Here is a 24653-nt window from a genome sequence, read left to right on the forward strand (position 1 = left end):
CACATTTCAATACAGATTGCTGGCAAACATAGGTGATTGACGCTGCACGCAGGGCTTTTGCTGCGGTATGCTGAAAACGAACGTTTACTTTCAGGAGCAGCAAAGATGCCAGAAATCGTGGTTTATGCGGCGGAAGGTCGCACGGTTGAGCAGAAGAAAAAGTTGTTGAGAGCCGTCACCGCAGCGGTGGCCGATTCGTTTGAGATCGACGCTAATTCGGTGACAGTTTCCATTATCGAAACGCCAAAACACCATAAGTCGAAAGGCGGCGTGCCGTTTGATGAGCGTTAGAATAACGCTAAGTTAGGCGTTACGTTGAAAAGGAATAACAGGCATAGAGCGGAAAACATTACTGAAAAAATTTGCGAATTTATAATGTTCACTCTATGCCTGATCCCTCTAATTTAGATTGAACTTATCAATAGCGTTTAATACGTTATCGACCAATGATGCATCTTCCCCAACAACAAAAGTCGACGTGAAAATTTGATGACCATTTTTGTAACCTGGCGACCATAATTTATTGTTATCAGGGATATCACGATAAATACCAATTAGCGGTTTGTCATACAAAGCTGCAACATGGACGACAGCCGTATCAGGTGATATAACCAGGTCGGATAAGTTTATCGCTGCCATAGCATGATATAGCGATGGCACATGATATACCTTTGCTCCAATGAAGAAGTCTTTCACGAAAGATTTTTTATAATCCAGAACGACAATGTCTATATTTTTATTCTTTAATAGAATACCACTAATTATTTCTTTAGTTTGTTGTGGTGTTAAATTTCTATCATCGTGACTTGCATACATATTGATGATGACTTTTTTATTATCTCCTGTAAAAAAATCGATTGTTTTAACTTCGTCAGAAATGGATTGCTTATAATATACCTCATACCTTTGATTTGAAGCATCAGAGAAGCCAAGGTAATTCATAATCGCAGCATAAATCTCTTTAACATGAGATTGATAGTGATTAAATGCAATGTTAACGTCGTAATGCGATAGCCACTTTTGTTTATTGAAACCTAATGAAATTTTAGGTGAGATAGCTTGTATCATCTTCGGCATGTATAAGCCTGTATCCCAGATCCCCGTATCAATCATCAAATCATAATTATTGTTTTTCAATGTGATTATTAGATCATCGGGAATCGCATGGTTGTACATATCCCGAGGATCCATTTCATCAGTTAGATATAGGTTTCTGATAAAAGGATTACCTGAGAAGATCATTTCATTTGCTTTTATCGCTAAAACATCAATGTTTATCCCTGCTTCATGCATCGCGCGTAATATACATGTTGATACTATAGCATCACCAATCTTACCTTCGTTCCTGATCATCAGCGCTGTGCGAACTTTAGATGGTGCAATCTTTTCTGTTGGCATTCGACGCCATTTTTTTGTCGCTTTATATAAAGCAATTTTATACTTCAGCTTTTTCTTTAAATAATTTCTTTTTCTATTTAATTCTCTAATTTTTTTTATGAATTTCATGTCAATAATTGGTCCGGGAATTTTAAGTATTGTACTATTTGTTAACTTTAAGATAAAGAGCCCAAAAATGGTTCGCTACCGCTAAAAAGTCAGTATCATAACGCTTTCATCCGCTTACCGGATTAGGTGAACCCGACCACTATGACCGACCAAACTGCACTTTTTTCGCGGCTGACTTCTACCCTTGCCGATGACAGCCGCACGCCGCTGTACAAACGCTTTGCCACTGCAATTAAAGATGCGGTGCGCGATGGCGTGTTAGTGCATGAAGAGATCCTGCCAAGTGAGCGTGACTTCAGCCAATCGCTGAGCATTTCGCGCATCACCGTGCGTAAAGCAATGGATGCGCTGGAAAAAGATGGCGTAGTGTTGCGTTCTCGTGGCTACGGCACGCAGATCTGCAGCCAGTTTGAGTATTCGCTTAAAGAACCGAAAGGCTTGTCGCAACAAGCGGTATTGCGCGGTAAAAAGCCCGACACAGTGTGGATTAACAAAAGTAAAATCCATTGCGACGCAGAAATCGCCGAAAAGCTGGGATTGAGTACAGGCAGCGAGGTGTATTTGCTGAAGCGTATTCGCTATGTCGATCAGCAAGCGGTCTCGGTGGAAGAATCCTGGGTGCCGGCGCGCTATATCGCCGATGCGGATGAGATTGGGATTTCACTGTACGACTATTTCCACCAGCAGCAAATTCTGCCGGTTAAGTCACAAAGCAGAGTAAGTGCTCGCATGCCAGATGAGGCGCTACAGCAGCAGATCGCCCTACCCGACAACGTGCCTGTTTTGGTGATCAAGCAGCTGGCGTTAGATGCGCAGGGCAATCCGCTGGAGTACAGCATTAGCTACTGTCGTAGCGATATGTATGTGTTTATTGCGGAGTAAGGCGCTGCTGCCAATAAGCCGTTAACGTGACGCGATCCGGCGCGCAATCGCCGCCCCGTTGTGACACGACATAAGACGCCACCGCATTGCCCAACGCGACGCTTTCTGCCAGCGACCAACCCGACGCCAATCCCGCCAATAATCCGCCCGCGTGACTGTCGCCTGCGCCGATGGTATCGACCACTTTTGTCGGCAGCGCCGTTATCCAACCTTGCGTATTCGCGTCAACGAAGCCGGCACCTTCGCTATCGAGTCGCACTACCATCGCGCCACCAAAGCGCTGCTGCCAGCGCGACATTAACTGATGTGCATCAAAGGGATCTGTTTGATTCAAACGCTCATGCCACAGCAGTTCGGCTTCCTGTCTGTTCACTGTAATCAGTGTACGGCGCGCTATGATGCGTTCAAACTGCGCATCGCCGATATCCGCCAGACGTGGACCGAAATCCACTAACAATTGATACGGCTGGCTTTGCTGCTCCAGCCAGTCGATCATCACATCACCGCTTTTGCTGGTGAGCTGATAGCCGGAAAGGTAGATCCAGCGATTAGCCGGCTGCGGCAGCGTATCGAGCAGTGCTGCATCCCACTGATTTTCCACGCCGCTCACTGACAGAAATGTGCGCTCGCCATCGGGTTCCACCAACGCTAAACACCAGCCGTTATCGCCCTTCGCGGTTTCCAGCACGCTGTGAATGCCATATTCCGTCAACTTCTGCCGCACAATGCTCGCCCAGGTGCCGTTACCGAGCGGTAGCGCGTTGATGGACGGGATGCCAAGCCGGTGCAGCGCAATCGCCACGTTCAGCGCACAGCCGCCCACGTTGACACCCTGCTGGTGGAGCTCAACATCGCTGCCACGATGTGGCAACGAGTAAGCATCAGCAATCACATCCACCACCGCCGCACCAATCACGCACACCGGCAGACGGCCTTCGAGTCTCTGCAGATCATCAGGCGTCAGCATAAGCGGCCTCGCGCTGCTGGCGGAAACGCGTAAATGCGGCGCTGTAGCGGGTGAAATCCAGCGCGTTAGCGGCATCCAGCTCGGCTTTCAGGGCAACATCAATACTGTCGATGCCATGCAGCGCACCGCAAATCGCCACCGCCATCGCGCCGATGGTATCGGTATCGCCACCGAGGTTAGCGCAAAGGATCGCGCAGCGATTCGGATCGGTTTCAGCTAATTGCACCATCGCAATCGCCGCCGGTACCGATTCAATGGTGCTGGTGCCGGTGCCAACCAGATCGTAAATCTGCTGCATCGTAGATTCCACGCCCCTGCCCTGCGCGACAACGCTCAACGCCAGTTCGAGGCGTGCCGCCATTGATGCGCTAAAGGTGGTAACACGCATCTCCTGCGCCGCGCGTGCAATCGTAGGCAGTTCATCGCGGATCGCAGCCCAACTGGCACCATCAATAGCACGCGAAACCGCCCACGCAATCACCGTCGCGCCGGAAATCGCGACATCCGATTTGTGCGTTGGGCTCGACGCCAGTGCGACGGCATCAATGAAAGCGGATAAATCGCGTGCTGGCAGTAGACAGCCGAGCGGGGATACGCGCATTGCTGCGCCGTTGGTCATGCCGTTATTTTCCAGCTGCGACACCGGCGTCCCTGCTTTCATCGCGTTGAGCGCGATTTTTGAAGTCGGTCCAAGTACGTTCTTGTTAAAGGCATCAAACGACTCGGCCCAGTGCAAAATATTTGCGCCGATGGTTTCCGCGTTGATCTCACCATCGTGAGAGACGATCGCATCAGCCAATGCCAGCGCCATGGACGTGTCATCGGTAAAGGCCGCCCGGCCAAAGTAGCAGGCGGCATTGTTTTCAGCCGGACCAGGCAGGAAGCGATCGATCCAGCCGAAGTGCTGCTTCACGCGCGATCGTGGCCACAATTCCGATGGCATGCCCATCGCATCGCCCAGCGCCTGGCCGTAAAACGCGCCTAAAATCCGTTTTTCTTGCGTTGTCATCGTCATGGTGAAATCCCTTATTTATGGCTGTCAGCGGTTGCTGAATTATCGAAAGCGGTAAGCTCATCGCTGCGTTTTTTACCGTCGCGGAACAGGACGATAAAGGCGATGGTGATCATTACGATCATCACGCTGCCAAACATCCACATGCCGGCCCAGTTGAAAGTCTGGCCGTTGCGGGGTTGGTCGTAGGCAAACATTTCCTGCATCAGATAGCCGCCCAGGCGGTAACCGAGCAGGCTACCGATGCCCTGATAGGCGAGTGTGATCAGCCCTTGCGCGGCGTTACGCATTGCCACTGGCGCTTTCTTATCAACGTAGATGTAAGCAGTGATGAAGTAGAAATCGTAGCTGACGCCGTGCAGCAGAATGCCCATGAACAGCAAGCCGTACGTCAGCATGTTTTGATCGCCGCCGAACACAAAGAACACGTAGCGTAACGCGGCGGTAGTCAATCCCAGCAGCAGCACTTTACCGATGCCAAAGCGTTTAATGAAGAACGGCAGCGCCAGCAGGAAGAAGATTTCTGAAACCTGACCGAGCGTCATCCAGCCGGTGGCATGCGGCAAGCCGACTTCCGTCAGATAGCCTTCGGCAAAGATGTAGTAAAACGCCAGCGGCATGCTGAACAGGAAGGAGCATACGAAGAAGACGAGGAAGCTGCGATCCTTCAGCAGATGCAGCGCATCCAGGCCAAGCGCGACGCGAAGGCTGAATTTGCCGGTGCTTTTCGGCTCAGTTGCGGGTAACGTCAGGGCAAAAATGCCGAGCAACAGCGAACTTGCCGCAGTGATCAATAACGGCACGTTGCTGGCTGAAATATCGCCATAGCCCAGCAGCGGCGGCAGGAAACCACAAACGATGCCGGAGGCAATCCAGCCAAGTGTCCCCATAACGCGAATGCGTGGGTAATCACGCTCCACATCCGCAACGTGCGAAAACGCGATGCTATTGGTTAAGGCAATGGTTGGCATGTAAGTGAGCGCATACAGCAACAACAGCGGGAAGAAGCCGCCGAAGTGGGTTTGCTGAGCTGCAAAGAACATCAGGATCGAGCCGATGATGGTGAGCAGTGACAACACTTTTTGCGCCTGAAAGAAGCGATCGGCCAGCGATCCGACAAGGATCGGCGACAGGATGGCGGCTATCGAGGTACAGGCGTAGCACCAGGCGATCTCAACTGGCGAGAAGCCGTTTTTGCTGAGAAATGCCCAGAGCGGTACAAACCATGCGCCCCATATAAACCACTCAAGAAACATCATGAACGACAGTTTTGGGATTGTTGTTTTCATTTAAAAGGATTCCCCGGTGTAGGTGGAGGCAAATCTAACACCAGTAATAATACCTTTATAATACCAGTAGTGGTTTTTTTGAACTCGTCCACAACATTTTAACCGATGTGCAACGGTCTGAGGCGGGAGGTGATGGCAGGAGGGATGGGAATGAGGGCGCGAATAATGCGCCCGATAATATTTAGCGGCGGTTTTTCCATACCGTCTGAATGTTGCAGAATTCGTGGACACCAAAGCTCGACAGTTCACGACCATAGCCGCTCTTCTTCACGCCACCAATCGCAACACGCGGATCTGACGCGCCATTGCCGTTGATAAACACCGCGCCGGTCTCCAGTTTTTCCGCCAGTTCGTTGGCCAGTGCTTCGTTGCCGCTCCACACCGTTGCACTAAGACCGAACTCGCTGTCGTTGGCCAGCTCAAGGGCGTGTTGTGCATCACGAGCAACGGTAATCGCAGCGACCGGGCCAAAGATCTCCTGCTGGAAAGCAGTCATGGCTGGTGTGACATCTGCGAGGATCGTTGGGGCGTAATAGTTGCCTGGGCCGTCGATCTTATGGCCGCCTAATACCAGACGGGCGCCCTCCTTAATGGTCTGCTGCACCTGATTATCCAGCTCATCACGCAGATCGTAACGTGCCATTGGGCCGATGTAAGTTTCTTCTGCTAAAGGATCGCCGATCTTCAATGCCTGTACCGCTGCGCTGAAACGCGCCTCAAACGCTTCTGCGACGCTTTCTTCAATGATGAAGCGCTTGGCTGCCATGCAGACCTGTCCGGTGTTCTGGTAGCGTCCTGTGACCGCTGAGGCCACTGCAGCATCAAGGTCTGCATCTGCCAGCACAATGAAAGGATCCGCGCCGCCCAGTTCCAGCACGCTTTTTTTCAATACTGCACCGGCTTGCGCTGCAATAGCTCCGCCTGCACGCACGCTGCCGGTTACCGCTACAGCGGCAATACGCGGATCTTTGATCGCGGCCGAAACGCCATCATTATCGACATTGATCACAGTGAAGCCGCCTTTAGGCAGATCGGTGGCATCAAACAGTGACGTCATCAGATTGGCGGATCCCATTACGCTTGGTGCATGTTTCAGCACATAGGTATTACCCGCCAGTAACATGCTGACTGCGCCGCGCAGAACCTGCCAGTAAGGGAAGTTCCATGGCATCACTGCAAGGATTACACCGAGCGGGCGAAATGACTGCCACGCTTGCTGGTTTTCCACCAGCGTGGGTTTATCGGCAAGGATCGCCGGACCATGTTCGGCATACCAGTCACAGAGATTGGCGCATTTCAGTACTTCAGCACGTGCCTGAGCAATTGGCTTGCCCATTTCCAGCGTGGCCGTGGTTGCCAACTCATCTTGTCGTTGGCGAATCTGTTCTGCCAGTTGACGCAGTACTTTGACTCGCTGCGGCATTGCCGTATAGCGCCACTCTGCGAAGGCATCAGCACTTTGCTGCAATGCGGCTTCCAGTTCAGCTGCGCTTTGCAGCGGATAGGTTGCGATGATTTCGCCGGTAGTTGGGTTGCGGGAGATAACGTTGTCAGTCATGAAAGATGTCCTCGTCATAAGTGATGTGATGTTCAATGGTGCTCACCTTACGCCGTGTGAAGGTTTCTTAAAAATGAATAATAATGAGGAAGTTTTTCATTTAAGGAGAATTATCAGGATCCTGATCGCATAGAACTGATGATTTGGTGGGATCGAATAGGATGTTATCGCGATGCGGTTATTTTAAACGTTTTGCGTGTCGAAAGCCGCTTCAGTCCTGGCGTTATTAAGTTATACAGTGAATAGATCTTAAAGAAAGATCATATAGAGATCTTAAAGAGATCCTAAGAGATCCCCGATCGTCGCAGACCGCACCCCACAAGGGCTCAGAAGGTGATCGTGTTCACTATAATGAGTAAAGTGTTCACTGGAGTCAGTAGTTTATTCACTATAGAGAGTAGAATGTTCACTATAAACAGTGTTAATGTTCACTGTAATCAGAAAACGACCCTTTTCATCCACAGAATGAAGATCTCAGGCTATGGCAGATAAAGAGAGTGAAAACAAGGCGTTACTCGAGCCTTTTCTGTCGGTGACAAAAAACAGCGGTGAAGTTATTCAACTCCACCCCAATAAAAATAACACCGTACAACCGGTCGCTTTAATGCGCCTGGGTCTGTTTGTTCCTACATTGAAATCCACCGCGCGCGGTAAATCAGGCGCAATGGCATCGACAGATGCAACGAAAGAGCTGAAGAACCTTTCTTTAGTGAAATCGGAAGGTTATGAAAAGATTACCATTACCGGCGCGAGGCTGGATATGGATAATGATTTCAAAACCTGGGCCGGAATTATTCAGTCTTTCTCGCGTTATCCCTCAAAGGGCGACACCGTGACGCTGCCGTTTATCGATTTCGTTAAGATGTGCGGGATCCCCTCGGCAAACTCCTCGGCCGCGTTACGTAAGCGCTTAGATGCCTCTTTGCGACGCATTGCCACCAATACATTGTCCTTTGAAGGTAATGGCAAAGCCTATCACACTCACCTTGTGCAATCGGCGTATTACGATCGTGAAAAGGATCTGGTGCGTATTCAGGCCGATCCTAAGTTGTTCGAGCTTTATAACTTCGACCACAAAGTGTTACTGCAACTGCGAGCCATTTCGCGCTTGAAGCGTAAAGAATCGGCTCAGGCGTTGTATACCTATCTCGAAAGTTTGCCGACCAATCCGGCGCCAATTTCTCTGGCGCGTTTGCGTATGCGTTTAAACCTGGGCTCGAAAACCACCACGCAAAATCATGTGGTTCGACGTGCGATGGAGCAGCTTAAAGAGATCGGCTATCTCGACTATTCGGAAGTGAAACGTGGCCGCTCAGTGTTCTTCATCATTCACAGCAGGACGCCAAAACTCGATGGCATCAGCAACCTCGAAAGTATCGATTCGCTGGAAGATATCGAATTCGAAGAGTGATTTTATCCGTTCACTATAGTCAGCAAATCCTCTCAAGCAGTGTCACTTTTTGAGCAAAAGTGACACATGCTCTTCTCATACCATTCACTGTAATCAGATGTCATCACGCCATTCACTGTAATCGGCAACGTTCACTGTAATCAGAAAGCTTCGGGACTATGCGTGTCTTCCGCTGAGGGTTGCATCTCATTGTGGCTGTTATAGGGGACTTATAATGATAGTGAGTACTTACAAGGGCGGTAATCTTGCACCTGAACGCCCTTTTCACTGCGTTTCTACTGATCACAGTGAACGTTGGGTTTTACTGAATACAGTGAATGCTAATAGCAGGGCGTGCACTGACTATAGTGAATGATTGTGTTTAAGTTAATGATATATATATTAAGTATGAAATAGCGCAACGGATTCACTGTAATCAGTAGTTTGACTGTTAATACAGCCAGTAAAAGTGACAGGGTTGGTAACAATACTGATTATAGTGAACGTTTGCCCTGTCTTCTCAATAAAGTGAACGTAAGCGAGGAGCATTTGAATTGCCGCTCATACGTCGACTTAACAGTTCGTCACGCTGTCACTGATTACAGTGAATGTTGCCCTGCCCCGCCGGTTTTGTAGCATGACAATTAACAGCTCAACGCGTCGCTTTTACTGAATACAGTGAACGTTGAGCGTCCAGGTTGCTGCTGATTACAGTGAACATAAGCATCACTCCGCTATCATCAAGGAAGCCATTTAACGTGATGCGTTTACTGATTACAGTGAATGTTGTATAGGACGCTTTAAGGATTTTGCTGGATCGCTTATGGCGATTTCAGCTCCATCCATTTAAAGGAAAATATGGGTTTACTGATTACAGTGAACGCTCGTCTCAAAGTACTAAACAGGCTTTGCTGATTACAGTGAACGTACTTCTTAGCATCATAACTTTTACTGATTACAGTGAATGTTCTGTCGAATTAGCCGATTTGACTTACTGATTACAGTGAACGCTTGATCGAAACGCGATGAGCATCTACTGATTACAGTGAATCTTTGTCGATGATGAGCACAAGGCTTTTACTGATTACAGTGAACGTTAGTAGTTGAGAAAGAAAGGTCATCGAGATTTACTGATTACAGTGAACATCCCAACTGTGTGAACTTCGTCGTTGCTCGCTGGCCTGCTCCTTTTGTTCACCTTCCTCTGCTGATTACAGTGAATCTTTCCCCGCTATTTGCTGATTACAGTGAACCTTTTACTGATTGCAGTGAACATCACGTCTCTACGGCTTGCTGACTACAGTGAACGTTCCAGCAATTTCAGCCGCAAGCGTCCCTCTCCTTTCTCTATTTGAAAGCCACCCAAGGAAAAACCGCTGCTGATTACAGTGAATCTTTGCGTTAAACTGCTCTTAATCAAGGTGTTTCCATTTAACTGATTCTTCCTGTGCATAAGAGATATATTTGCCTCGTGTGCTGGATTTATGTATAAAGTCATAAATCCTACATGTGTGGAGCAAGTATGGCTAACGATGAGAAGCAAGTTCTGAAGGTTGCACAACGTTCAGAAAGAATGCTGATGAGCCTGACAGAACAGATTCAGGCGCAGAAAGAAGAGTTGCGGGAAAACACGTTCTATCAGGTTTACGCTAAAGCGGCGTTAGCCAAACTGCCCAAATTGACGCGTGCGAGCGTGGATTACGCTGTAAACGAGATGGAAGAGAACGGTTATCCGTTCGATAAGCGTGCAGCGGGCAGCTCAACCAAGTATGCGATGTCGATTCAGAACATCATTGATATCTACCATCATCGCGGCGTGCCTAAATATCGCGACCGCCACCATGAAGCCTTCAGCATCTTTGTCGGCAACCTTAAAGGCGGCGTGTCGAAAACGGTCTCTACCGTTTCGCTGGCGCATGCATTGCGCGCCCATCCGCATCTGCTGTTTGAAGATTTACGTATTCTGGTCATCGATCTGGACCCGCAATCCTCCGCCACCATGTTCCTGAACCACCAACGTTCAGTAGGATTAGTGGAAGCTACCGCTGCGCAGGCGATGCTGCAGAACGTCAGCCGCGAAGAGTTGCTCAACGAATTTATCGTTTCATCGATTATTCCGGGCGTTGATGTGCTGCCGGCGTCAATTGATGACGCCTTTATTGCCTCGCGTTGGGAAGAGCTGTGCGCCGCTCACCTGCCCGATCAGAACATCCACGCGGTGCTGTATGACAATGTCGTGGCCAAGCTGAAGAAAGATTACGACTTTATCTTTATCGATAGCGGCCCGCATCTTGATGCCTTCCTGAAGAACGCCATTGCCGCTTCGGACTTGCTGATGACACCGGTACCTCCCGCGCAGGTGGATTTCCACTCCACGTTGAAGTACTTAACGCGTTTACCGGAGTTGATTGGCATCATTGAAGAATCGGGTGCAGCCTGCCGTTTGCAGGGCAACATTGGCTTTATGTCTAAACTGTCGAATAAAGCGGACCACAAGCTGTGTCACAGCCTGGCGAAAGAGATTTTTGGTGGCGATATGCTCGATGCTGCCTTGCCACGCCTGGATGGCTTTGAGCGCTGCGGAGAGTCGTTTGACACGGTTATCTCGGCCAATCCATCAACCTACGTGGGCAGCACCGAAGCCTTAAAGAATGCGCGTTCAGCGGCGGAAGATTTCGCGAAAGCCGTATTTGACCGTATTGAATTCATTCGCCTGAACTGAGGTTACTATGAGCGCAAAAAGAATCACCATTGGCCGAACCTTCAGCCAGACACCATTGCAGACTGAGGAAAGCGCCGATGGCCATTCTCAGACCTTTATCCTGGCGACGGGCAAACGCGCCCTGTTCACGCTGGAACACATCCCTGCGAAAGAAATCGAAGAGAAAACTTTCGTTAAGATGGAAACCAATGGCCGCGATCAGTCTGGCCTGACGCCAGAATCGCTGCGTGACATCATTCGCACCATCAAATTGCAGCAATTTTTCCCGGCGATTGGTGTAAAGCGTGACGACCGCATTGAGATTCTCGATGGTTCACGCCGTCGTGCTGCGGCTCTTCACTGCAAAACCGGGCTGGATGTGCTGGTTACCGAAGTGGCTATCTCTGCGGAAGAAGCGCGTCGTTTAGCGCAGGATATTCAGACCGCGCGTGAGCACAATCTGCGTGAAGTGGGCATGCGCTTGCTGGCACTGAAAGATGGCGGATTATCGCAAAAGGAAATTGCGCAAAGCGAAGGACTTTCTCAGGCCAAAGTCACGCGTGCATTGCAAGCCGCAAGCGTGCCGCTTGAGCTGGTGACGCTGTTCCCGAATCATTCTGAGCTGACTTATCCAGACTATAAATCGCTGCTGCAGGCGTACGAGAAGCTGCAGGAAACCGGACAAACGGTTGATGCACTGATCGATACCATTGGCATGGATGTCGATACCGTATGCGCACGCGATGGTTTAGCGGAAGATGAAGTGAAGAATGGCATCTTGCGTTTAGTGCGTAACGGCAGCCAGACGCTGATTCAGTCACCGGCCAAAGACAAAACCGTGGCAACACCTTTGTGGAGCTTTGCCGATAAAGATCGTTTTGCGCGTAAGAAAACACGCGGACGCATGTTCAGCTACGAGTTTAATCGCCAGTCCAAAGAGTTGCAGGAAGAGTTGGATAAGGTGATTAACGAGACGCTCAACAAGTATCTAAATCAGTAGCGAAATGCCGCCTTCGGGCGGTTTTTTTATGCCCTTCTCAATGCCTCGCCAGCGCAATTTCAGCGCTAACTGTATGAAATATCGATTGTCGCTGCGGAAATTTCAGGCTGAAATCGCCATCATTTCAACCAGCAGCTAAAAGGCATACGGTTCTAACTCACCAATACCGATAAACTAACTGCAGCCAATTTAACCAGCTGCGCGCTAAACCGGCAGTCGCCAGTGAAGCCTTAAAAGCCGAGCAGCAACCGAATGAGATTTCATCCATTCGCCCAAGCAATTTCATCTCTATTTGCATGAAAAATATAGCTTTTTTAATAAAATTTCAGGCTGAAATCGCCAATTAAGATTGTAATTTCAGCCATCAACTCAAGACCCAAAGCGAGATTAGCCAGATGATATTCAACGATTTATCCACAGAAAGCGTGGATAACTTTCAAGACTAACCTTACTCAATCAACGCCAGCGCTGATGAAAATTGCCAGACTGCATCGCGCACCCGCACCGGTTTATTAATCAGTCCCAACGCATAAAAACGATCGGCTATTGTCTGCTGCTCTTTAATCACTTCGAAGGCCATCCCACGCGTTTTGTGGCTGCGACGTGTCAATGCGCGTTCTACTGACGCAACTTCTAATCCCAGCTCCTGAGCCAGTAACATTGACGCTTCGTGGCGATGGCTATCAATGAACAAGCCTGTTTGCTGCAAACTTTCCACCAGCTGTCTGAGGATGTCATCGTTCTTTTCAACGTAATCACGTCGCGCCAGATAGAACTGATGATTACGTACGCGCCCTTCACCATTAACCAAAATCCTCAGCTCGGGATTGCTCTCCGCAGCGCTGAGCAACGGATCCCACATCATCCAGGCATCAACCGAGAGATAATCACTGGCGGTCAGCGGATACTTAGGCGGCGTGTAAACCACCTTGAGTTCGTCCAGACCAATGCCTGCTTCTTCCAGTAACTGCAGCAGTAGCCAGTGAACGTTCGAGCCTCTATTAACCGATACGCGCTTACTGCGCAGATCGCTGATGGTGCGAATATCGCTGTCATGCGGCACCACAATGCCAACACTGCTTGGCGCCGGGGGCTCCCACGCAATATAAGTCACCGCATTGCCGCTCGCCTGGGCAAAGATTGGCGGTACTTCGCCGGTGGTCCCAAAGTCGATTTCGTTGTTCTGCAACGCATACAGCAACTGTGGCCCGGCGGGAAACTCACTCCATAGCACGCTAACGCCTTGCTGAGCGAAACAGTGTTCGAGGCTTTGACGAGCTTTCAACACGCCGAGATTGCCAAACTTCTGATAGCCAATACGTAGCTCGCGTTCCTGCGTGAGATGCGCACTGGACGAGGATGGAGAAACAAGTGCTTTGCGGCGTCCTTTGATTACTCCCTGATTCGCCAGATGCGTGCGTAAGGTGTGGCGGCTGATACCCAATAGCGCGGCGGCCTGGGTTTGATTCTGATCTGTCATCAAAAGCGCATTGCTGATCAGGCCGCTGATAACGCGATCAAACAGTTGCTGCGGCTGGCTGATCAATTGCTGCTGAAGAAAACTATCGAGCGTTGAATCGTTTGACTCGTTAAAGCCATGTTCACTGTAACCAGCAAGTCGTAATTGTGCGGGCGTCAGCGTCTCTTCGCGGCTCAACAACACGGCGTTATGGAGCGTGTTTTCCAGTTCACGGATATTGCCCGGCCAGCTGTATTCGCGTAGCGCCTCAAGCGCATCATGTGAGAGACGCCGTGCCGGACGGCCTAAGCGTCGTGCGTAGAGAGCGAGGAAATGTTGCGCCAGCAGAGGAATGTCTTCACGACGCTGACGCAGCGGCGGCAGCGGAACCACCGCAATATTCAGGCGATAGAACAGATCTTCGCGGAAGCGTCGCTCGCGGATCGCCTGCGCCAAATCCACATGCGTAGCCGCGATAACCCGCACATCCACCTTGATCGCTTTGCGCGAGCCCACACGCGTAATCTCGCGCTCCTGCAACACGCGCAGCAATTTAACCTGCAGTGAAGGGTTGAGCTCACCAATCTCATCCAGCAGCAAGGTACCGCCTTGCGCGGATTCAAACCAGCCGGGATGAGACTGCGTCGCGCCGGTAAAAGCGCCTTTCTCATGGCCGAACAACTCAGCTTCAGCCAGACTTTCTGTCAGTGCGCCGCAGTTAACCGCCAGGAAAGGGCCGTGACGCCGCTGGCTATGATGATGCAGATAGCGCGCCACCACTTCTTTCCCTGTGCCGGTTTCGCCGACAATCAGCACGGTGGCATCCGTGGGGGCGAATTTATCCAGCAGCGATTGAAACGCCAGAGAAGCGGGATCGACTAAGCGTGGTGAATCAGTGTGATTATTAAAGTTGGTTAGCATGGCATTGAGTCCGGTAACGAGCATATCGCTACGCTAAATGCTCACGCCGACTATTAACACCATGTAAAAAGCATAAGCAGTTGCATATGCAGCAATAGCTGTTGCGTCAGAGTTGCAATTGCAACTCGATATGAAGAAAGCAACAACGCTAACCCTCTGAAATACGGCACTACACGCTAATCAACAACCTGGCACGCTTTCTGCTAACAGCTATATAACCAAATAAGCAGTTCAAAATGATCATTTTTTAATAAAGTTATATAGGAAAAGCATAATGGCCGATTCCGCGAACGATAAAATTAATGTCTTCTGGTTTTTACCGACGCACGGTGATGGACGCTACCTCGGCACAACGCAAGGCGGACGCCCGGTCGATTTACCCTACTTACAGCAAGTGGCACTTGCCGCCGACAATCTTGGCTTCTATGGCGTATTAATTCCCACTGGCAAAAGCTGCGAAGATTCCTGGCTGGTTGCCTCGGCGTTAGCACCCATCACCAAACGTCTGCGCTATTTAGTGGCGGTACGTCCTGGCCTGCAGCCGCCAACGCTGGCAGCACGCATGGCGACCACGCTTGATCGTCTGTCCGAAGGACGTTTATTGATTAACGTGGTGACCGGTGGCGATCCTGTCGAGAACAAAGGTGACGGCATTTTCCTCAACCACAGTGAACGTTATGAAGTCACCAAAGAATTCCTCGATGTCTACAGCCGCCTGATGCGCGGTGAGAAAGTGGATTACGAAGGCAAACATATCCACGTCGAAGGTGCGGAAGTGCTGTTCCCGCCGGTGCAGGAGAATGGTCCGCCGCTCTATTTTGGTGGTTCATCAGAGGCGGCGATTAATGTGGCTGCGGAACAGATCGATACCTATCTCACCTGGGGCGAGCCGCCAGCGCAGGTTGCCGAGAAGCTGGAAGTGGTGCGCGCACGTGCGCAACAGCGCGGACGTAAACTGGAATACGGCATTCGTTTGCACGTGATTGTGCGCGAGACCGAAGAAGAAGCCAAAGCGGCGGCAGATAAGTTGATTGGCCATCTTGATGAAGAGACTATTGCGCAGGCGCAGAAAATCTTTGCGCGTATGGATTCTGCCGGTCAGGCGCGGATGAGCGCATTGCACCAAGGTTCGCGCGACAATCTTTATATCTCGCCGAATCTGTGGGCTGGCGTAGGTCTGGTACGCGGTGGCGCGGGCACTGCGCTGGTCGGCAGCCCTGAGCAAGTGGCTGAACGTATCCGTGAATATCAGGCGTTGGGCGTCACCAATTTTATTCTGTCTGGATATCCGCATCTGGAAGAAGCGCATCGTGTGGCCGAATTGTTGTTGCCGCTACTCCCGCTGGCGAATGCGCAACAGCAGCGTGAACGCACCATTAATACCGGGCCGTTTGGTGAAACCATTGGTGGCGATAAGCGTCCGTCAAAACAGACGAGCGCCAGCTAATGCAGGAGAAGGCAATGGCAACGACACAGGTAATCATTGTTGGCGGTGGCTTTAGTGGCACAGCGCTGGCGATTCATCTCGCACGAACCTCATCGAGCAGATTACTGATTACAGTGGTCGAACCGCGCGCCAGTCTCGGCGGCGGCGTTGCCTATTCCACGCAGGAGCCCGCGCACCGCATCAACGTGCCCGCTTCGCGCATGCAGTTAAGCGGTGAAGAGCAGGGCGCGTTTGATCGCTGGTATCGCCAACAGCCGGAATGTTCACTGGATTCAGTAGCGCACTGCGAGGATGGCGCGGTCTATCCGCAGCGCAGCCTGTTTGGTCGCTATCTGGCTGAACAGTTTGCGGCAGCGGCGCAGGCGCATCCACACGTCACGCTGCGCCATGTGCAGGCCAGCGCCATTGGTTGGGAAGGCGAACAGCTGTTACTCAGCAACGGTGAAACGTTGCAAGGTGATGTGCTGGCGTTAGCGATCAGTCATCCGCCGCCATCATTGCCGCGCGCGCTGCAACCGTTCTCGACATATCCGGCGTTGATTGCCAATCCGTGGCAACACGGCGTACTGGACGCCATCGATCCAGAATCATCGGTGGCGATTATCGGTACCGGTTTGAGTATGGCCGATGTGGTGGCTTCGTTGGGCACCAGACAGCATCGTGGCCCGTTAATCGCCTTCTCACGCCGTGGGCAGCTCTCACGCGATAACCTAAGCGGTGAGTGGCCTGAGTGGACGTTAGCCCCGCAGGATGTGTCCAGCGCGCGTCTGTGGCTACGACATATTCGCGCCGAGGTCGCGCGTGCCGCTGAACAGGATTTGCCGTGGCAGCGCGTGCTTGATCAGGTGCGAGTGCAAGGTCAGGATATCTGGCAATCGCTACCTTTGCGCGAGCAGCAGCGCTTTGTCCGTCATTTGCGCTCGTGGTGGGACGTACATCGCTATCGCATCGCGCCGCAGGTGTCTGCGGTGATCAACGCACGTCGTCAACAGGGCAGTCTGAAGGTGCTGGCCGCGCGCCTTTGCGAAATCTCCGATCTCGGCAAACAACTGCAAATCACGCTATGTACCCGCGAGGGTGCCAGCGAAACCCATCGCCTCGATCATCTGATTGTCACCACCGGTCCCGGCCATGAAGCCTTAACCGCCAGCCAGCCATTGTTGCAATCGCTGAGTCAGCAAGGGTTAATCCGCGCAGACCTGCTCGGTTTTGGTATTGATGTCGACAGCCAGTCGCGCACGCTCAATCTCACCGGCCAACCCAACGCGCGACTGTTTGTCGTCGGTCCCGCTGCGCGAGCGCGCTTCGGTGAACTGATGGGATTGCCGCAGGTCGCCGATCACGCCGCCGCTGTGGCGAGGCATATTTTACAAGAACTGCAAATCGCTCATGCCGAGCGATGTCCCCCTTCAGCGCTTTAATCTCTCAACATCCTAAAAATTAACTGACGAACGCCGGGTCGTAACACGATCACGGCCTCGCTATGGAGATTGCTATGCCATCGCAACGTGAAATTCGCTTGAACGCATTTGATATGAACTGTGTCGGACACCAGTCGCCGGGTTTGTGGGCGCATCCGCGTGACCGTTCCTGGCAATATAAAGATCTGGAGTATTGGGTCGATTTGGCGCGCCTGCTGGAACGCGGCAAGTTTGACGGCCTGTTTATCGCCGACGTGCTCGGCGTTTACGACGTACTGAACGGCAACGGCGATGCGGCAATCCGCCAGGCGACGCAGGTGCCGGTCAACGATCCGCTGGCGTTGATTACGCCGATGGCGCTGGTCACTGAACATCTCGGCTTTGGTCTCACCGCGTCGCTGTCGTTTGAACATCCCTATCCGTTTGCGCGTCGCTTATCCACGCTCGATCACCTGACCAAAGGCCGCATCGGCTGGAACATCGTTACTTCGTATCTGGAGAGCGGGGCGCGCAACATTGGGCATAGAACTCAGACCGATCACGACAGCCGCTACGATTATGCCGACGAGTATCTGCAAGTGGTGTACAAACTGCTGGAAGGCAGCTGGGAGCAAGATGCGGTATTGCGTGACCGTGAACGCCGCATCTTCAGCGACCCGCGCAAAATCCACCCCATCAATCATCAGGGCACTTTCTTCAACGTACCGGGCATTCACCTGTGCGAACCGTCACCACAGCGCACGCCGGTGCTGTATCAGGCGGGTGCATCGAGTCGCGGCAAACAGTTTGCCGCAGAACATGCCGAATGCGTATTTGTTGCTGCGCCGTCAAAAGTGCTGCTGAAGAAAACCGTTGCTGACATTCGCCGCCGCGCGGCGGAAGCGGGGCGCGATCCTTACAGCATCAAAATCTTCAATCTGCAAACCGTGATTGTCGGCGAAACCGATCGGGCGGCGCAGGCGAAGTGGAAAGAGTACACCTGCTGGGTCAGCTACGAAGGCGCGCTGGCGCTGGTGTCGGGCTGGACCGGCATCGACTTCGGCCAGTATCAGCCGGATCAGGTGCTGAAATATATCCACACCAACGCCATTCAATCAGCGGTCGAAACCTTCTCCACCGCCGATCCCGATCGTCAGTGGACGGTAAAAGCGCTAGCGGATTGGGTCGGCATCGGCGGTTTTGGTCCGCTGATTGTCGGCAGCGCGGAAACGGTCGCGGATGAGTTGCAAAGCTGGGTCGAAGAAACCGACGTCGATGGTTTCAACTTCGCCTACGCACTGACGCATGAAACCTTTGAAGATGTGGTGGAGCTGCTGATCCCGGAGCTGCAAAAGCGCGGCGTCTACAAAAAAGAGTACGCGCAGGGCACGCTGCGCGAGAAGTTATTCGCTGCCGGTCCGCAGCTGCAGGCACCGCATCCGGGCGCGGGCTATCGCGTTAAAGCCTCCACGCTGCAGGAGGTTTCATGATCGAAATAGATAACCTCAGCAAACACTATCGCGCGCCCGACGGCCGCATCACCGAGGTGCTGAAATCCATCAGCTTGCAGGTGCCGCAAGCCAACATTACCGCCGTTGTTGGGCCGAGCGGCGCGGGTAAATCGACTTTGGCGAAGTGCATCAGCCTGCTGGAGCAACCGAGCGCCGGCAGCATCCGCGTTAACGGCAGCGATCTCTCGCGGCTGGATGGCGAAGCGCTGCGTCAGGCACGTCGCTCAATTGGTACCGTGTTCCAGTCTTCCGCGCTGCTGCAACGCAAAACCGCGTGGGAGAACATCGCCTTGCCGCTGCACTATCTCGGCGTGGTGGAGCGCGATATCGCCGCACGTGTGGGCGAATTGCTGGAGAGCGTAGGTCTCAGCCACAAAGCCAAAGCCTATCCCGGCCAGCTTTCCGGTGGTCAGCGGCAACGTATTGGCATCGCGCGGGCGCTGGCGTTGCGCCCTTCGGTGTTGCTGGCGGATGAGGCCACCTCAGGGCTCGATCCCGAAGCCACCATCACCGTACTCGACTTGCTGAAAAAACTGCGAGATGACTACAAGCTGGCGATTGTGCTGATCACCCATGAAATGGATGCGGTGCGTCAGGCGGCTGATGCGGTAGCGGAAATTCGCGACGGCCAAATCGTGCAGTACGGCGTGGTGAAAGAGTTGCTGGCGCAGCCGGATTCTCTATTGGGACAGCGCCTGTTCCCGCTGGCGGCGCAGGCGGGCGATGCCGAACTGGTGTTGCAGCTCAGCTATCGCACCGATGTGCCGGTCGCCAGCGACTGGATATCGCGCCTCAGCCAGCAGTTTGGTTTGCGTATTGATCTGCTCGGTGCGCATGTTGAGCTGGTAAACGGTCTGCAAGCCGGCCGCCTCAAGGTGGGCATTCACTTTCAGCATGAGCGCGTGCCGCTGGCACGCTTGCTGTCGCAGCTGGAACAACTGGGCTTAGTTGCCAGCGTTTCCGGCAGCGTGTTGCCATTGCGGGAGGCGGTATGAGCGTATCAGTGATGAGTCAGGATACGCCGTGGCCAGAAATCCCGGCGTTAATGCTGCCCGCTCTGGGTGAAACTGCGTTAATGGTGGTGATCGTGATGCTGTTCGTGGTCACCTTCGGCGGCATCGTCGGTGTGGTGCTGTTTAACACCTCATCGCGCGGTCTGTTTCCGCATCGCGGTATTAACCGGGTGCTGAGTTGGATTGTGAACATGGGTCGTTCGCTGCCGTTTCTGGTACTGATGGCGGCCATCATTCCGTTCACCTTCTGGCTCACCGGCACCACCATCGGCATTCCCGCTGCCGTTGTGCCGATGATCGCCGCCGGCATTCCGTTCTTTGGCCGTCTGGTGGACAACGCGCTGCGTGAGCTGCCCGGCGAAGTCACGGCGGTAGGTTTGGTATGTGGCGGATCGCGCTGGCAGATCATCCGCTCGGCACAACTCAGTGAAGCGCTACCGGCGATTGTTGCGGCGGTGACGCTCAACCTGATCTCAATGATTGAGTACTCCGCCATTGCCGGCACCATCGGCGCGGGCGGGATCGGCTATCTGGCGGTGGTGTACGGCTATCAGCGCTTCGACAACCACATCATGATCGCCACCATCGTGGTGCTAATCGCCCTCATTCAAACCATCCAATTTCTCGGCGACCGTTTGGTCACCGCATTACGCCATCCTCAGGGGACATCGTTATGACAACACAAGATTTCGAACTGCGTAAAACCCGCCGCTGGCCGTGGCTGCTACTGATTATAGTGGTCGTTGTACTCGCAGCAGGCGGCTGGTTCTGGCGCGGCCAACAGGCGCAGGCGGTGGTATTTGGTACCACGCTGAAGGTGCATTTTGAACCGGCGATGGCCGGCGAGCAGAAGCTGATCGAATACGTTGGTGAGCACATCGCGCCGGATTACGGCCTGACGCTGGAAGCGGTGGGCGTGCAGGATCCGGTGCAAGCCGACCGCGCGGTAGCGGAAGGGCAGTATGCTGCGACGATATATCAGCACCAATGGTGGCTGAAGCAAGTGGTGGATGCCAACGGCTTTGCGCTGACTTCAACGCTGCCGCTGTTCCAGTGGGCGTTTGGTATTTATTCCGATCGCTACACATCGGTGGCGGATCTGCCGCAGGGCGCGACCATCGTGGTGCCGGATGACGGCGCCAATCAGGGCCAGGCATTATGGCTGCTGGCGCGTCAGGGCTTAATTACGCTCGATCCTAACGTCGAGCCGCGTACGGCCAAACTGAAGAACATTTTTGGCAATCCGCACGGCTTCGTATTTAAAGAACTCGATCTGCTGACCATGCCGCGTGCACTCAACTCGGTGGATGCGGCAATTGGTTACGTCTCGCAATTCGACGCCGGTAAAGTGCCGCGCGAAAAAGGCATTCTGTTCCCACCTGCACCGCGTACTTTCGCCTCACAGCTGGTGATTGGCACGCCTTACCTGGACCAGGAAAATATTGAGAAGCTGAAAAAAGCCTTCTCCGATCCGCGCGTACAACAGTGGTTAAAGACCACCGACGATCCGCTGGTAAAAGGGGTGTTGGTGCCGGTCTCAGCCGAGTAAGTTTTTGCTGATTGGATACCCGGACGCGTCAGGCGTGTCCGGGTTTTTGTGTTGGCGAAAATTAAGTTATCTAATTGATTTTAATGTAAATAAATATCAAGAATTGTTGTTTTGGTACAGCCAGAAAAACGCTTATAACAACCTCACCTGCACTACAAAACAACAACGTGAGGCGTTATGAGTTCTCTTCCTTTAGAAAACACCATCCCGGTTTCCGAACCGGTACGTTCGGTCAGTGACGTGGCAAGACTGATCAACACTCGCACCAAAAATGACAACTACGCGCGCATGATTGTGTTCCTCGCGCTCGGCGGCGTGTTTCTCGACGCCTACGATCTCACCACGCTGTCGTACGGCATCGATGATGTGGTGCGCGAGTTTCAGCTCTCGCCGCTGCTCACCGGTTTAGTGACCTCCTCAATTATGGTTGGCACCATTGTTGGCAATCTGGTGGGCGGCTGGCTGACGGATAAATATGGCCGCTATTCAGTGTTTATGGCCGACATGCTGTTCTTCGTGGTTTCAGCGATTGCGGCGGGCTTGGCACCGAACGTTTGGGTGCTTATTGGCGCGCGTTTCCTGATGGGCGTTGGCGTTGGGATCGATCTGCCGGTGGCGATGTCGTATCTGGCGGAGTTCTCCAAATTTGCCGGTAAAGGCAACAAAGCCGCCCGACTCGCAGCCTGGTGCCCGATGTGGTACGCCGCGTCAACGCTGTGCTTCCTGTTGATCTTCGCGCTCTACTTCCTGCTGCCAAAAGAGCATCTTGACTGGCTGTGGCGCGCGTCGCTGCTGTTCGGTGCGGTACCGGCGCTGCTGATCATCGCGGTGCGCAGCAAATTTATGAATGAATCGCCACTGTGGGCGGCGAATCAGGGCGACCTGAAATCGGCGGTGCGCATCCTGCGTGATTCCTACGGCATCCACGCACACGAAGCAGAACACGAAGCGCCACCAGCTGCTGCGGCGCCGAAAGTGAGTTGCCGCGTGCTGTTTGAGAAACCATGGCGCGAACGCACCATCGTCGCGGGCGTGATGAACATCTGTATCTCATTTGAATACACCGCCATTGCTTTCTTCCTGCCGTCGATTCTGGCGCAGTTCCTCGGCGCGGGCGTGTTTGAAACCATCTCGGCCTCGCTGGGACTCAACGCGCTGTTCGCCTTCACCGGCGGCCTGCTCGGCATGCGTCTGGCGTGGAAATATCCGTCGCGGCACGTCGCCATCGCTGGCTTTGCGCTGCAATTCTTTGCGCTGATCGCGCTGGCGTTGATTGGTCATCCAGAAGCCATCGCTGGAATTGTCTTTGCGGTATTGATGCTCGGTTTGTGGCTGTTTGCTGAAGGCTTCGGGCCGGGCGCGCAGCTGATGGTCTATCCGGCACTTTCTTATCCAACCTCGATTCGCGCCACTGGCGTGGGCTTCAGCCGCGCACTTTCCGGCATTGGCAGTGCGTTAGCGCTGTTCATCCTGCCGATTCTGCAGGCTGCGCTCGGCACCAACATGTTCTGGGTGGTTTCGCTAGCGGCGATCATCCCAATCTTCTTCCTGCTGGCGGTGCGCCACGAGCCCACGCTGCATGACATCGACGATCTTTCACATCAGGAGTCACCATGAGTTTACTGGCAACAGGTACCGATTATGCGGCGCTGGCAGCGCACTTCCGACCCATCTTCGCGCGCATCGCTGAAGGAACAGTGGCGCGTGAGCGCGAACGTATTTTGCCGCATCAGCCGATTAACTGGCTGAAAGAGGCGGGATTCGGCACGGTGCGCATTCCAAAAGAGAAGGGCGGTTGGGGCGCATCGCTGCCGCAACTGTTCCAGCTGTTAACTGAACTGGCAGAAGCCGACTCGAATCTGCCTCAGGCGCTGCGCGCCCATTTTGCCTTTGTTGAAGACCGGCTGAACCAGCCGGACAGCGCGGAACGCGATCGCTGGTTTGGCCGTTTTATTGATGGCGAGCTGGTGGGCAGCGGCTGGACGGAAATTGGCGCGGTAAAACTCGGCGATGTCATCACGCGCATCACGCCTGCCGAAAACGGCTGGACGCTCAGCGGCGAGAAGTTTTACAGCACCGGCGCACTGTTCGCCGACTGGATTGACGTCTATGCGCGCCGCAACGATAACCAGGGCGATGTCATCGCTCTGGTGAACACCCACCAACCCGGCGTAACGCGTGAAGACGATTGGGACGGATTTGGCCAGCGCTTAACCGGCAGCGGCACCACGCGTTTTGACAGTGCCCATGTTGAGCAGGAACACGTCTACGATTTCGCTACGCGATTCCGTTATCAAACCGCCTTCTACCAGCATGTGTTACTGGCAACGCTGGCGGGAATTGGTCGTGCGGTGGCGCGCGATGGTGCGCAAGCGGTGGCGGCGCGAAATCGGGTTTACAGCCACGGCAACGGCGACGTTGTGCGTCAGGATGCGCAGATTCTGCAGGTGATCGGGGAAATCACCAGCCTGGCGTTTGCGGTAGAAGCCACGGTGATCCGCGCGACACATTCACTGCAATCAGCATACGTTGCCCACTTGAGCAGCGATGAAGCGCAAGTTGCCGCAGCGAATGTGCTGGCTGAAGCCGAAGCGGGCCAGGCGCAGGTGATTGCCAGCGAACTGGTAACGCGCGCCGCGACGGAACTGTTTAACGCGCTGGGCGCATCCGATACGCGCGTCGGCAAAGCGCTGGATCGTCACTGGCGCAACGCGCGAACCGTATCGTCACATAATCCGGTGGTGTACAAAGCGCGCGATATCGGCGATTGGAAAGTGAATGGCACCGCCCCAACGGGGATTTGGCAGATTGGCAGAGGCGAGGGCTGATAAACCCCGGTGCGTATGAATCGGCACCTGGCATGTAGGGTCGCCATTCATGGCGACCATAACTTACAAACTCGTTAAATGATCACGTTAAATCACTTTGTGAATCACAATCCAAAATTCAAAGTTGTTCATTATTAAGCCAAGTTTTTTATTCAGCATCGGCAAATTATTAATTAAGATTGGCCCTGATTTTTAAGTTGATATCAATAACAGGGAGCAA

Annotated in this window: 19 protein-coding genes; 13 read left to right on the forward strand and 6 right to left on the reverse strand. The window is 53.0% G+C overall.

Annotated elements, in window-relative coordinates:
* Window positions 1–105 precede the first annotated feature (105 nt).
* Window positions 106–291 (forward strand): tautomerase family protein, encoded by a 186-nt coding sequence (locus RTM06_RS01535; protein WP_007886101.1) that lies wholly within the window; start codon window positions 106–108, stop codon window positions 289–291.
* Between the two features lie 108 nt (window positions 292–399).
* On the opposite strand, the gene RTM06_RS01540 is transcribed toward RTM06_RS01535, so the two are convergent.
* Window positions 400–1506, reverse strand: a complete 1107-nt coding sequence (locus RTM06_RS01540; protein ID WP_312179444.1) for a glycosyltransferase family 9 protein — start codon at window positions 1504–1506, stop codon at window positions 400–402.
* Window positions 1507–1647: 141 nt separating this feature from the next.
* Between RTM06_RS01540 and RTM06_RS01545 the strand changes: the two genes are divergently transcribed.
* Window positions 1648–2388, forward strand: a complete 741-nt coding sequence (locus RTM06_RS01545; RefSeq protein WP_312179446.1) for a GntR family transcriptional regulator — start codon at window positions 1648–1650, stop codon at window positions 2386–2388.
* Here RTM06_RS01545 and RTM06_RS01550 read toward each other — a convergent pair.
* The 4 genes from RTM06_RS01550 to RTM06_RS01565 all read right to left on the reverse strand — a co-directional run bounded on the left by RTM06_RS01550 (window position 2375) and on the right by RTM06_RS01565 (window position 7214).
* Window positions 2375–3355: a PfkB family carbohydrate kinase gene (locus RTM06_RS01550; RefSeq protein ID WP_312179448.1), complete on the reverse strand. Its 981-nt coding sequence runs from the start codon at window positions 3353–3355 to the stop codon at window positions 2375–2377. The two genes, RTM06_RS01545 and RTM06_RS01550, sit on opposite strands and share 14 nt — an antisense overlap.
* Window positions 3342–4364 (reverse strand): ADP-ribosylglycohydrolase family protein, encoded by a 1023-nt coding sequence (locus tag RTM06_RS01555; RefSeq protein ID WP_312179519.1) that lies wholly within the window; start codon window positions 4362–4364, stop codon window positions 3342–3344. Before RTM06_RS01555 ends, RTM06_RS01550 begins: the two co-directional genes overlap by 14 nt.
* A gap of 17 nt (window positions 4365–4381) precedes the next feature.
* Complete coding sequence (locus tag RTM06_RS01560; protein WP_312179450.1) at window positions 4382–5656, reverse strand: nucleoside permease; 1275 nt, start codon at window positions 5654–5656, stop codon at window positions 4382–4384.
* Window positions 5657–5837: 181 nt separating this feature from the next.
* Window positions 5838–7214, reverse strand: a complete 1377-nt coding sequence (locus RTM06_RS01565; RefSeq protein ID WP_312179452.1) for an aldehyde dehydrogenase family protein — start codon at window positions 7212–7214, stop codon at window positions 5838–5840.
* A gap of 481 nt (window positions 7215–7695) precedes the next feature.
* On the opposite strand from RTM06_RS01565, the gene RTM06_RS01570 reads away from it, so the two are divergent.
* The 3 genes from RTM06_RS01570 (at window position 7696) to RTM06_RS01580 (ending at window position 12305) form a co-directional block, all read left to right on the forward strand.
* Window positions 7696–8625, forward strand: a complete 930-nt coding sequence (locus RTM06_RS01570; protein WP_007886110.1) for a RepB family plasmid replication initiator protein — start codon at window positions 7696–7698, stop codon at window positions 8623–8625.
* A gap of 1501 nt (window positions 8626–10126) precedes the next feature.
* Entirely contained in the window at window positions 10127–11326 is a 1200-nt protein-coding gene (locus RTM06_RS01575) for an AAA family ATPase (protein WP_008109176.1), read from the forward strand.
* A gap of 7 nt (window positions 11327–11333) precedes the next feature.
* Window positions 11334–12305, forward strand: coding sequence for a ParB family protein (locus RTM06_RS01580; RefSeq protein WP_256699052.1), 972 nt, complete (start codon window positions 11334–11336; stop codon window positions 12303–12305).
* A 448-nt stretch (window positions 12306–12753) separates the two neighbouring features.
* On the opposite strand, the gene RTM06_RS01585 is transcribed toward RTM06_RS01580, so the two are convergent.
* Window positions 12754–14685 carry a sigma-54-dependent Fis family transcriptional regulator gene (locus RTM06_RS01585; RefSeq protein WP_312179455.1) on the reverse strand — a complete coding sequence of 644 codons (1932 nt, stop codon included), beginning with the start codon at window positions 14683–14685 and terminating at the stop codon, window positions 12754–12756.
* Window positions 14686–14959: 274 nt separating this feature from the next.
* Here RTM06_RS01585 and ssuD point away from each other — a divergent pair, with 274 nt between their 5' ends.
* From ssuD to RTM06_RS01625, 8 genes are all read left to right on the forward strand, one after another.
* A complete protein-coding gene (gene ssuD / locus RTM06_RS01590; RefSeq protein WP_312179457.1) occupies window positions 14960–16132 on the forward strand; it encodes an FMNH2-dependent alkanesulfonate monooxygenase in 1173 nt (390 codons plus the stop codon).
* 14 nt (window positions 16133–16146) lie between these two features.
* A complete protein-coding gene (locus RTM06_RS01595; protein ID WP_312179459.1) occupies window positions 16147–17553 on the forward strand; it encodes an FAD/NAD(P)-binding protein in 1407 nt (468 codons plus the stop codon).
* A 74-nt stretch (window positions 17554–17627) separates the two neighbouring features.
* Window positions 17628–19022 (forward strand): LLM class flavin-dependent oxidoreductase, encoded by a 1395-nt coding sequence (locus RTM06_RS01600; protein WP_312179461.1) that lies wholly within the window; start codon window positions 17628–17630, stop codon window positions 19020–19022.
* Entirely contained in the window at window positions 19019–20038 is a 1020-nt protein-coding gene (locus RTM06_RS01605) for a methionine ABC transporter ATP-binding protein (RefSeq protein WP_312179463.1), read from the forward strand. The genes RTM06_RS01600 and RTM06_RS01605 overlap by 4 nt, the downstream gene beginning before the upstream one ends.
* On the forward strand, window positions 20035–20733 hold the full coding sequence (locus RTM06_RS01610) for a methionine ABC transporter permease (RefSeq protein ID WP_154156646.1): 699 nt from the start codon (window positions 20035–20037) through the stop codon (window positions 20731–20733). The genes RTM06_RS01605 and RTM06_RS01610 overlap by 4 nt, the downstream gene beginning before the upstream one ends.
* Complete coding sequence (locus RTM06_RS01615; protein ID WP_312179467.1) at window positions 20730–21605, forward strand: MetQ/NlpA family ABC transporter substrate-binding protein; 876 nt, start codon at window positions 20730–20732, stop codon at window positions 21603–21605. Before RTM06_RS01610 ends, RTM06_RS01615 begins: the two co-directional genes overlap by 4 nt.
* A gap of 177 nt (window positions 21606–21782) precedes the next feature.
* Window positions 21783–23222 carry an MFS transporter gene (locus tag RTM06_RS01620; RefSeq protein WP_312179468.1) on the forward strand — a complete coding sequence of 480 codons (1440 nt, stop codon included), beginning with the start codon at window positions 21783–21785 and terminating at the stop codon, window positions 23220–23222.
* Window positions 23219–24433: an acyl-CoA dehydrogenase family protein gene (locus tag RTM06_RS01625; RefSeq protein WP_312179469.1), complete on the forward strand. Its 1215-nt coding sequence runs from the start codon at window positions 23219–23221 to the stop codon at window positions 24431–24433. Before RTM06_RS01620 ends, RTM06_RS01625 begins: the two co-directional genes overlap by 4 nt.
* Window positions 24434–24653: the final 220 nt, after the last annotated feature.

The sequence above is a fragment of the Pantoea sp. CTOTU46764 genome (assembly GCF_031974595.1).
Classification (GTDB): domain Bacteria; phylum Pseudomonadota; class Gammaproteobacteria; order Enterobacterales; family Enterobacteriaceae; genus Pantoea; species Pantoea trifolii.